This window comes from Luteimonas saliphila (genome assembly GCF_016774335.1).
In the GTDB taxonomy this organism is placed as follows: Bacteria; Pseudomonadota; Gammaproteobacteria; order Xanthomonadales; family Xanthomonadaceae; genus Luteimonas; species Luteimonas saliphila.
In genome coordinates this window covers 33,405-41,252 of record NZ_JAETWA010000002.1, presented here as the reverse complement: position 1 = coordinate 41,252, position 7,848 = coordinate 33,405, and the positions used below count along the sequence as shown (strand labels likewise).

Here is a 7,848-nt window from a genome sequence, read left to right as displayed (position 1 = left end):
CGGGAAGGGTAGCGAGCGACGCGCGGGCCGGGTTGGTCCGGGGGTGGGTCACGGGATCCCTCGCTGCGCTCGGGATGACCATCCGGCCTGCGGCCGGATGGTCACTTCAGCGCCTTGAACCGCAGGCGCTTGGGACCGGCGTCGTCGCCCATGCGGCGGCGCTTGTCCTCTTCGTACTCGCGGTAGTTGCCCTGGAAGAACTCGACGTGGCTGTCGCCCTCGAAGGAGAGGATATGGGTCGCGATGCGGTCGAGGAACCAGCGATCGTGCGAGATCACGAAGGTGTTGCCCGGGAACTCCAGCAACGCGTCTTCCAGCGCGCGCAGGGTCTCGATGTCGAGGTCGTTGGAAGGTTCGTCGAGCAGCAGCACGTTGCCGCCCTGCAGCAGGGTCTTGGCCATGTGCAGGCGGCCGCGCTCGCCGCCCGACAGCGCGCCCACGCGCTTCTGCTGGTCCTGGCCCTTGAAGTTGAAGCGGCCGATGTAGGCGCGCGACTGGATCTCGATGCCGTTGATGTTGAGGATGTCGAGGCCGCCGGAGACTTCCTCGAACACGGTCTTGTCGCCTTCCAGCGCCTCGCGGCTCTGGTCGACGTAGGCCAGCTTCACGGTCGGACCCATGAGGATCTGGCCCGAGTCCGGCTTCTCCTGTCCGGTGATCATCTTGAACAGGGTCGACTTGCCGGCGCCGTTGGGGCCGATGATGCCGACGATCGCGCCGGGCGGCACGATCATCGACAGGTCGTCGATCAGCAGCCGGTCGCCGAAGCGCTTGCTGACGTTCCTGAACTCGATCACCGAGTTGCCCAGGCGCTCGCCTGGCGGGATGAAGATCTCGTTGGTCTCGTTGCGCTTCTGGTAGTCGACCGACTGCAGCTCCTCCAGCCGCCCCAGTCGCGCCTTGCCCTTGGAGCGGCCGCCCTTGGCGTTCTGCCGCGACCATTCCAGCTCCTTCTGGATCGCCTTCTGGCGCGCCTTCTCCTGGTTGTCTTCCTGCTTGAGCCGCTCGTCCTTCTGGGTCAGCCACTGGGTGTAGTTGCCCTTCCACGGGATGCCGCGGCCGCGGTCGAGTTCGAGGATCCACTCGGCGGCGTTGTCGAGGAAGTAACGGTCGTGGGTGACGGCCACCACGGTGCCGGTATAGCGGGCGAGGAACTGCTCCAGCCATTCCACCGACTCGGCGTCGAGGTGGTTGGTGGGCTCGTCCAGCAGCAGCATGTCCGGCTTCTGCAGCAGCAGCCGGCACAGCGCCACGCGGCGTTTCTCGCCGCCCGACAGCTTGCCGATCAACGCGTCCCATGGCGGCAGGCGCAGCGCGTCGGCCGCGACCTCCAGCTGGTTTTCCAGCGTGTGCGCATCGCCGGCGGCGAGGATCGCCTCGAGCCGCTCCTGCTCCTTGGCCAGCGCATCGAAATCGGCGCCTTCCTCGGCGTAGGCGGCATAGACCCTGTCCAGCTCCGCCTGCGCGCGCAGCACCTCGCCCACGCCTTCCTCGACCGCCTCGCGCACGGTCATCGCCGGATCGAGCTGCGGTTCCTGCTCCAGGTAGCCGACCTTGGTGCCCGGCTGCGGCCGCGCCTCGCCCTCGAAATCCTGGTCGACGCCCGCCATGATCCTGAGCACGGTGGACTTGCCGGCGCCGTTGAGGCCCAGCAGGCCGATCTTGGCACCGGGAAAGAAGCTCAGCGAGATGTCCTTGATGATCTGCCGCTTGGGCGGCACCACCTTGGACACGCGGTTCATGGTGTAAATGTACTGCGAAGACATGGGGAACTCCGGATTGCACGCGGCCGAGACCCACGCAGAACGCGGACCGGCGGGGATGACGCGGGATCGGGAGATTATAGCCGTTCGCCCTCCGGGCCCGACGGCTGAGCGGGCGTTAAACATTCGTGGAGGGCGTGCGTGTGCAAACGGTTGCAGGAAGCGGCGATTCAGCCTGGGCCGCCGATAGTCGTCCCACGCCAGCCGGGGTGCGGATGGCGCGGATTCCCGGAGGAACGACATGAACCAGAAGCTCAAGTGGGGTGCCGTCCTGATGCTGGCACTGGCCACGGCAGCCATGCCCGCGCTCGCCGACAACGACCGGCGGGGTTACGGCCATCGCGACCATGACCGGCGCGAGCACCGCCGCGACCATCGCGAGGCCCGTCGCGACTACCGCGACGATCGCCGCGACTACCGTCACGACCGGCGCCACGATCGTCACGATAACCGCCACCACCGCCGCGACTACGCCTACCACCGGCCTCCGGTGCGGGTGATCCACCACCGTCCCGTGGTCCGGCACTACTACCCGCCGGTACATTACGCGGGGCCGCCGCGCTGGGCCCGGGGCGGCTACGTGCACCACTACCAGCGCCCGATCTACGTGGTCCATGATTATCGCGGCTACGGCCTGCGCCATCCGCCGCGCGGCTACCACTGGATGCGCGACGACTACGGCGATTACCTGCTGGTGGCCATCGCCACCGGCCTGATCGCCGACCTGATCCTGCGCTGAGTCCCGGGCCTGTCGCGCCGGGGCGCTCCGGTCCGGGGATCCACGAGGCGCGCCTCCGGGCGCGCCTTTTCCGTGTCCGCAATCCCGCCACGCCGGGGCAGAACGGTACAATCGCCCGATTCCCGCACCCCGGAGTGCCGATGTTCCAGCGCGATGCCCGTATCGAAACCTACGATCCCGAACTGGCCCGGGCGATCGCCGACGAGGCGCGCCGCCAGGAGGATCACGTCGAGCTGATCGCGTCGGAGAACTACTGCAGCCCCCGGGTGATGGAGGCGCAGGGCAGCCAGCTCACCAACAAGTACGCCGAGGGCTACCCGGGCAAGCGCTACTACGGCGGCTGCGAGTACGTCGACGTGGCCGAGCAGCTGGCCATCGACCGCCTCAAGCAGCTGTTCGGCGCCGACTACGCGAACGTGCAGCCGCATTCGGGCTCGCAGGCCAACCAGGCGGTCTACCTCGCGCTGCTGCAGCCGGGCGACACCATCCTCGGCATGTCGCTGGCGCATGGCGGCCACCTCACCCACGGCGCCAAGGTCAACGCCTCGGGCAAGCTGTTCGACGCCGTGCAGTACGGGGTCGACGACCAGGGACTGATCGATTACGACGTGGTCGAGCAACTGGCGCTCGAGCACAAGCCGAAGATGGTCGTCGCCGGCTTCTCCGCCTATTCGCGCCGGATCGACTGGGCGCGCTTCCGCGCCATCGCCGACAAGGTCGGCGCGTACCTGTTCGTGGACATGGCGCACGTCGCCGGCCTGGTCGCCGCAGGCGCGTACCCGACCCCGCTGCCGCACGCGCACGTGGTCACCTCGACCACGCACAAGACCCTGCGCGGGCCGCGTGGTGGGATCATCGTCGCCAGCCGCGAGGGCGCCGGCGAGCGGTTCGACGAGATCGCCAAGAAGATGCAGAGCATCGTCTTCCCGGGCATCCAGGGCGGGCCGCTGATGCACGTGATCGCCGCCAAGGCGGTCGCGTTCAAGGAGGCGCTGGAGCCGGAGTTCAAGGGTTACCAGGAACAGGTGGTCAGGAATGCGCAGGCGATGGCGAAGACCATCGTCGAGCGCGGCTATCGCATCGTCTCCGGCGGCACCGACAACCACCTGATGCTGGTCGACATGATCGGCAAGCCGATCACCGGCAAGGCGGCCGAGGAGGCGCTGGGCAAGGCCCACATCACCGTCAACAAGAATGCGGTGCCGAACGATCCGCAGAAGCCCTTCGTCACCTCCGGCCTGCGCATCGGCACCCCCGCGGTGACCACCCGCGGCTACCGCGAGGACGACTGCGTGGCGCTGGCCAACTGGATCTGCGACGTGCTCGACGCGCCCGAGGACGAGGCCGTGCTGTCGCGCGTGCGCGAGGCCGTGACGAAGCAGTGCCGGCAGTTCCCGGTGTATGGCTGAGATGCCGGGAATCGGGAATAGGGAATCGGGAATCATCCAGGCCGACGATTCCAGGATCTTGCTTTACCGATTCCCCATTCCCCATTCCCCATTCCCGACCCGCTGATGCACTGCCCCTTCTGCCAGCACCAGGACACCAAGGTGATCGACTCGCGGGCGTCGGAAGACGGCGCGACGATCCGGCGCCGGCGCGAGTGCGAGGCCTGCGGCGAGCGCTTCAGCACGCTCGAGACCATCGAGCTCAAGCTGCCGGTGATCATCAAGGGCGACGGCCGGCGCGAGCCGTTCGATGCGCGCAAGCTGCGCATCAGCATGGACCGCGCACTGCACAAGCGCCCGGTGTCCGAGGAACAGATCGAGACCGCGGTGCGCGCGGTGGTGCACCAGCTGCGCATGACCACCGAGCGCGAGGTGTCGTCGCGCCGCATCGGCGAGTTCGTGATCGCCGAACTGCGCAAGCTCGACCACGTCGGCTTCGTCCGCTTCGCCTCGGTGTACCGCTCGTTCGAGGACATCACCGACTTCCGCGAGGAACTCGACAGGCTCGAGCGCGACCTGCCCGGCGAGGGCCAGCTGCCGTTGCTCGGCGGCGACGTGGTGCCGTTCGGCAAGCCGTCCGGGAAGGAAAAGAAGCGCTGATGGGCGGATCGTGAGCGGCTTCTCGGCGGTCGACCACGCGATGATGGCCCGCGCGCTGCGCCTGGCCGGACAGGCCGCGTACACCACCAAACCCAATCCGATGGTGGGCTGCGTGATCGCGCACGGCGAGGAGATCGTCGGCGAGGGCTGGCACCAGCGCCAGGGCGAACCGCACGCGGAGGTCCTCGCGCTGCAGGCCGCAGGATCGCGCGCGCGCGGCGCCACGGTCTACGCCACGCTCGAGCCCTGCGCGCATACCGGGCGCACCGGGCCGTGCGCGGATGCGCTGGTCGCGGCCGGGGTCGCGCGCGTGGTCGCGGCGATGCGCGATCCGTTCCCGCAGGTCGACGGCGCCGGCTTCGAGCGGCTGCGCGGCGCCGGCATCGCGGTCGGGTCGGGGCTGATGGAAGCGCAGGCGCGCGCGCTCAACGTCGGCTTCCTGTCGCGGATCGAACGCGGTCGGCCCTGGGTGCGGGTGAAGCTGGCCTGCAGCCTCGATGGGCGCACCGCGATGGCCAACGGCGATTCGAAGTGGATCAGCGGGCAGGCCGCGCGCGCGGACGTGATGCACTGGCGCGCACGCGCCGGCGCGATCCTCACCGGCGCCGGCACGGTGCTGGCAGACGACCCGTCGCTGACCGTGCGGTTCGACGAGCCGCGCGAATTCGTGCCGCCGCTGCGGGTGGTGCTCGACCCCGGCCTGGCCACCGTCGCGCGCGGCAAGGTGCGCGAGGGCGACGCGCCGACCCTGTACCTGCATGCGCCCGGCGCCAAGCCACCGCGCGACCTGGCGGCGGACCGCGCGGCCGTGCCGGTCAAGGGCGGCATGTTCGACCTCGCGGCGGTGCTGGCCCTGCTCGCGCGACGCGAGATCAACGAGGTCCACGTCGAGACCGGCGCCACGCTCGCCGGGGCCCTGCTCAAGGCGGGGCTGGTCGACGAACTGCTGCTGTACATCGCCCCGGTGCTGCTGGGCGACACGGCGCGGCCGCTGTTCGGCGGGCTGGGCTTCACCGAGATGGCGCAGCGCTTGCGGATGAGGATCGTCGAGACGCGGCATGTCGGAGACGACCTGCGTTTGTCGCTGCGTCCGCAGGTGTAGTCGGACGTCCGGGCGGTTGCGCGCCGCCGTTCGGTCTGGTTCTCCGGCGAAGTCCACGAAGAATCGATGCGGGAAGGAACATGCCGGAACATGAGCGGCGGCTTCCACGTTCACGAGTGAATGTGGCGCACGCGCGGCCGCCATTGCCCGTGCCCGGCGGGGAAGTGCATCCCGTCCGGATCGCATCGGGTAAGGTGGCGCGATGATCGCCGCCTCGTTCAAGGACCACTTTTCCACGGTCGCGGATGCGTACGCCGACGCGCGACCGGAGTACCCGGCGGCGCTGTTCGACTGGATCGCCTCGGTCGCGCCTGAGCGCGGCCTGGCGTGGGAGGCCGGCTGCGGCAGCGGCCAGGCCACGCGCGACCTGGCGCCGCGGTTCGCGGCCGTGCATGCCACCGACCCGAGCGCGGAGCAGATCGACCGTGCGCGGGGGCCGGCCAATGTCGCGTTCGCGGTCGAACCGGCCGAGCGCTGCAGCCTCGCCGATGCGAGCGCGGATGCGGTCTGCGTGGCGCAGGCGCTGCACTGGTTCGACCGAGATGCCTTCTTCGCCGAATGCGCGCGAGTGCTGCGGCCCGGCGGCGTGCTGGTCGCCTTGGGCTACCAGGACATCGTGGTGCCGGACGCCCTGCGCGAGGCGGTGGATGCCTTCGCGGCCGCCATCCGGCCGTACTGGCCGCCCGAGCGTGCGCAGGTCGACGCGGCCTACGCCGGCTATGCATGGCCGTTCCCGGCAATCGACACGCCGTCCTGGATCCTGCACGCGGACTGGCCGCTGACGCGCCTGCTGGCGTACTTCTCCAGCTGGTCGGCGAGCGGGTGCTTCCGCGAGGCGACCGGCGTGGATCCGGTTGCGGCGCACGCGGACGCGATCGCGCGGGCCTGGGGCGATCCCGGCACCACCCGTACCGTTCAGTGGCCGATGTTCGTGCATGCGCGGAGGAAGCCGTGACCCTGCGCTGGGGGATCGTCGGGTGCGGCGACGTGACCGAGGTCAAGAGCGGGCCGGCGCTGCAGCAGGCGACCGGCTCGGCGCTGGTGGCTGTGATGCGCCGCGATGCCGCGAAAGCGGAGGATTACGCGCGGCGCCACGGGGTGCCGCGCTGGTATGACGACGCCGACGCGCTGATCGCGGACCCGCAGGTCGACGCGGTGTATGTCGCGACACCACCGTCGACCCACGCGCGCTACGCGATCCAGGCGATGCGCGCGGGCAAGCCGGCCTACGTCGAGAAGCCGATGGCGCTCGATGCCGCCGAGTGCGACGCGATGCTCGAGGCCAGCCGCGCCACCGGGATGCCGCTGTTCGTCGCCTACTACCGGCGCGCCCTGCCGCGGTTCCTGAAGGTGCGCGAGCTGCTGGACGCCGGCACCATCGGCGCGCCACGGCAGGTTCGCGTGGCCTTGCACCGCACGCTCGACGGACGATACGCCGAAGGCGCCGCGCTGCCGTGGCGCGTGCGCCCGGAGATCGCCGGCGGCGGCCTGTTCGTCGATCTCGGCAGCCACACGCTCGACCTGCTCGACTTCCTGCTCGGGCCGATCATGGAGGTGTCGGGCCAGGCGCGTTCGGCTTCGGGCGCGTATCCGGCCGAGGACACGGTGGCGATGGCCTTCGCCTTCGGCAACGGGGCGCGTGGCGAGGGCGACTGGTGCTTCTGCAGCGATGCGCGCCGCGACGAGGTCGAGATCACCGGCGAGCGCGGGCGGCTGCGCTTCGCCACCTTCGACGAGGTGCCGATCGTGCTCGAGGCCGACGCCGGCGAACAGCGCTTCGAGGTTCCCAACCCGCGCCACATCCAGCTGCCGCTGGTGGAGACGCTGGTGGCGCAGCTGCGCGGCGAGGGGCGCTGCCCGTCCAGCGGCGAGTCGGCGGCGCGCACGACGCGGGTCATCGATGCCGTGCTGCGCGATTTCCGCAACGCAGCGTCCGTCGCCACCCGCGGCGCCGGGGACGCGCTGCGCTAGAATGGCGCACCGGCCGCCCGCGGCCACCACCACCAGAAACGTCTTCGGGGCGGGGTGCGATTCCCCACCGGCGGTAGGCGGACAGGTCCCCGGGACCCGGCCCGCGAGCCCGCGAGCGCCTGCACGGCCCACCGCCGCGCAGGGTCAGCAGATCCGGTCGAATGCCGGAGCCGACGGTCACAGTCCGGATGAAAGAAGACGCGTCGTACGGCCTGCGCCGTGCGT

General features: G+C 70.1%; 7 protein-coding genes and 1 riboswitch. Of the genes, 6 read left to right on the top strand and 1 reads right to left on the bottom strand.

What is annotated here, in order from left to right:
• Window positions 1–101: 101 nt before the first annotated feature.
• Entirely contained in the window at window positions 102–1,766 is a 1,665-nt protein-coding gene (ettA, locus tag JMO03_RS00200) for an energy-dependent translational throttle protein EttA (protein WP_202839030.1), read from the bottom strand.
• Between the two features lie 238 nt (window positions 1,767–2,004).
• On the opposite strand from ettA, the gene JMO03_RS00195 reads away from it, so the two are divergent.
• The 6 genes from JMO03_RS00195 to JMO03_RS00175 all read left to right on the top strand — a co-directional run bounded on the left by JMO03_RS00195 (window position 2,005) and on the right by JMO03_RS00175 (window position 7,623).
• Window positions 2,005–2,502 (top strand): RcnB family protein, encoded by a 498-nt coding sequence (locus JMO03_RS00195; protein ID WP_202839028.1) that lies wholly within the window; start codon window positions 2,005–2,007, stop codon window positions 2,500–2,502.
• 140 nt (window positions 2,503–2,642) lie between these two features.
• Window positions 2,643–3,911 carry a serine hydroxymethyltransferase gene (glyA, locus tag JMO03_RS00190; RefSeq protein ID WP_202839026.1) on the top strand — a complete coding sequence of 423 codons (1,269 nt, stop codon included), beginning with the start codon at window positions 2,643–2,645 and terminating at the stop codon, window positions 3,909–3,911.
• A gap of 105 nt (window positions 3,912–4,016) precedes the next feature.
• Complete coding sequence (gene nrdR, locus JMO03_RS00185) at window positions 4,017–4,550, top strand: transcriptional regulator NrdR (protein ID WP_202839025.1); 534 nt, start codon at window positions 4,017–4,019, stop codon at window positions 4,548–4,550.
• Between the two features lie 40 nt (window positions 4,551–4,590).
• Complete coding sequence (gene ribD / locus JMO03_RS00180; RefSeq protein WP_202839035.1) at window positions 4,591–5,652, top strand: bifunctional diaminohydroxyphosphoribosylaminopyrimidine deaminase/5-amino-6-(5-phosphoribosylamino)uracil reductase RibD; 1,062 nt, start codon at window positions 4,591–4,593, stop codon at window positions 5,650–5,652.
• A gap of 202 nt (window positions 5,653–5,854) precedes the next feature.
• Window positions 5,855–6,607 (top strand): class I SAM-dependent methyltransferase, encoded by a 753-nt coding sequence (locus tag JMO03_RS20935; protein WP_238345747.1) that lies wholly within the window; start codon window positions 5,855–5,857, stop codon window positions 6,605–6,607.
• Complete coding sequence (locus JMO03_RS00175) at window positions 6,604–7,623, top strand: Gfo/Idh/MocA family protein (protein WP_337926325.1); 1,020 nt, start codon at window positions 6,604–6,606, stop codon at window positions 7,621–7,623. Before JMO03_RS20935 ends, JMO03_RS00175 begins: the two co-directional genes overlap by 4 nt.
• A gap of 36 nt (window positions 7,624–7,659) precedes the next feature.
• Window positions 7,660–7,827: riboswitch (FMN riboswitch) on the top strand.
• Window positions 7,828–7,848 lie beyond the last annotated feature (21 nt).

Coding starts and splice junctions, on each gene's coding strand:
- ettA (WP_202839030.1), bottom strand. CDS start 1,766: ATGTCTTCGCAGTACATTTACACCATGAACCGCGTGTCCAAGGTGGTG.
- JMO03_RS00195 (WP_202839028.1), top strand. CDS start 2,005: ATGAACCAGAAGCTCAAGTGGGGTGCCGTCCTGATGCTGGCACTGGCC.
- glyA (WP_202839026.1), top strand. CDS start 2,643: ATGTTCCAGCGCGATGCCCGTATCGAAACCTACGATCCCGAACTGGCC.
- nrdR (WP_202839025.1), top strand. CDS start 4,017: ATGCACTGCCCCTTCTGCCAGCACCAGGACACCAAGGTGATCGACTCG.
- ribD (WP_202839035.1), top strand. CDS start 4,591: ATGATGGCCCGCGCGCTGCGCCTGGCCGGACAGGCCGCGTACACCACC.
- JMO03_RS20935 (WP_238345747.1), top strand. CDS start 5,855: ATGATCGCCGCCTCGTTCAAGGACCACTTTTCCACGGTCGCGGATGCG.